The 1,942-nt window shown below is 38.5% G+C and carries 3 protein-coding genes; 1 reads left to right on the top strand and 2 read right to left on the bottom strand.

The features are described from left to right. Window positions 1-717, top strand: a 717-nt coding sequence (locus AC1DRF_RS25195; protein WP_477741978.1) for an ATP-binding protein, incomplete at its 5' end; no start/stop codon positions are given. Here the strand turns inward: AC1DRF_RS25195 and AC1DRF_RS25190 are convergent. Both AC1DRF_RS25190 and AC1DRF_RS25185 read right to left on the bottom strand, forming a co-directional pair. Continuing rightward, window positions 714-1,334, bottom strand: a complete 621-nt coding sequence (locus tag AC1DRF_RS25190; RefSeq protein WP_427076146.1) for a hypothetical protein — start codon at window positions 1,332-1,334, stop codon at window positions 714-716. The two genes, AC1DRF_RS25195 and AC1DRF_RS25190, sit on opposite strands and share 4 nt — an antisense overlap. After that, complete coding sequence (locus tag AC1DRF_RS25185; RefSeq protein ID WP_477741979.1) at window positions 1,331-1,933, bottom strand: cobalamin B12-binding domain-containing protein; 603 nt, start codon at window positions 1,931-1,933, stop codon at window positions 1,331-1,333. Before AC1DRF_RS25185 ends, AC1DRF_RS25190 begins: the two co-directional genes overlap by 4 nt. Between the last annotated feature and the right edge of the window lie 9 nt (window positions 1,934-1,942).

The raw sequence follows: 1,942 nt of genomic DNA, 5'->3' as shown, positions 1-1,942 counted from the left end.
TACATTGGGTTAAGCGAAGACATTTCACAGCGCAAACAGTCGGAAATGATGCTCAAAAATTCAGAGATGCTGTCAGCACTTGGACAGCTGGCTGCTGGCATTGCCCATGAAATACGAAACCSTCTTACATCATTAAAGGGCTTTTTACAGCTTATGATGCAAGAAGAAACGTATAAAAAAGAATATATGGATGTCATGATGTCCGAGTTTAACCGCTTAGAACTAATCATTAGCGAACTGCTCATTCTAGCCAAACCCGAAGTCGTAAAAYATGAAAATAAACAGATAAATTTAATTCTTCAAGACGTATGTACGCTGCTGCATACACAGGCCATTCTTAAAAACATTACTATTTCAACAGATTTTGAAGAAAAATTACCTGTTGTTCATTGTATTGAAAAAGATATGAAACAAGTATTTATCAACATGGTGAAAAATTCTATTGAAGCGATGGATGACCCCGGGTCTATTCTGGTGGTATCTAAATTTGATCCAGATACAAATCAAGTAGTCGTCCAAGTGATAGATGAAGGAAAAGGCATGCCGAAAGATCGATTAACACGAATTAGCGAGCCTTTCTATACAACAAAAGAAAAAGGAACAGGATTAGGATTGATGGTGAGTCACAAAATCATTAGTAATCATAAAGGAAGCATTTCGTATGATAGTGAAGAAGGAAAAGGAACAACGGTAGAAATCCGATTGCCGCTTTCTTAATGTACTTTGTTCTTCTGTCTTAAACATTCAAGCTCCTGATTAATTACATCTTGAATGTCAAACAAATGTGTAGAGACCAATTCGATATATTCTCCTTTTCCTGCTTCAATTACGTCGGAGCGGATAATACTTAGGAGGTCTTGAATGGTTAGCACATTTGTTTTCATTTCTCGAAAATGACGCTGAAAATCAACTAGCTGCATTTGTTTCGCCGTTTCTACATCTGTTTCCGTGACTGAAAAATCTTGGTTCACTTGTGATGAGTCTTGCATAAGCATAGAGCGAAACTGTTGAAGAGTTGATTGAACACTCGTCATATGCTCATGAATAGGATAGCAGAAAACAGCGTGCAGCGAATGATAGGCTTCAGGCTTAAAATGAAAATCAAAAAGAGCAACCGGGTTGGAAAACGTGCGCATATTTACTTCGATTTGCACTTCTTCCTTCCCCTGAAGTGCTCTTTTTACTTTTTCTTGGCTGTCTTCATCAACTAGATCTAAAAAGTGCTGAACAGGCGGGAAATTTTTCGTGACGCTTGGTGTAAATTCAATTATTTCGTTGTCTTTATTGAGTAAAAACATTGGAACCGGAATGTGTTGAATCGGCAAACTGATCATATTTCTTCCCCCATTGCTAACATTTTATCTTGCGTCGAACTTTCTTTATTGTTGATTAGAAGCCAGTCTTTAAAAGATTGAATATGATTAATGAATATGGTTTTTGAAGATCCTGAAGCCGATAAATCATGCGTGTTGAGAAGCCGGCTGCCCACTAATACAAGAGGACTTTGCGGCATGTTTTCAATCTCAGCAATGTATTTTTGTAAATCAGGCAGCAAATGCACTTGTGAGACAGACAAGCACACTACATCAGGGTCGCATCTTTCAATGCTTTTTAGAGCAAACGGCAGCGGCAAGCTTGCTCCTAAGTTTTTAGCTTCCCATCCCTGTTCTCGCATAAGTCCTGCAATCATTTTAATACCTAAGTAATGCTCTTCTCCTTCAATGCAAAAAAGAAGTGCTCGATGGCGCTGAAGCAATTGATGCTGGGATAGCTGAAAGCGAGTTAACACATAGTCACAGGTTGCAGTAGCCAAATGCTCGTCCGCGACTGAAATTTTATTTTCTTGCCACCTTTTCCCTATCTCATACATCGCTTCTGTCAAAAACGTGTATACGTCAGTTGAAGAATGACCTTCTTCTATATATATAGCAATGTAGCAATG

This window comes from Priestia sp. P5_B4 (genome assembly GCF_056400385.1).
The sequence above is the reverse complement of the archived record's forward strand: the minus strand, read 5'-3'. Positions and strand labels throughout refer to the sequence as shown.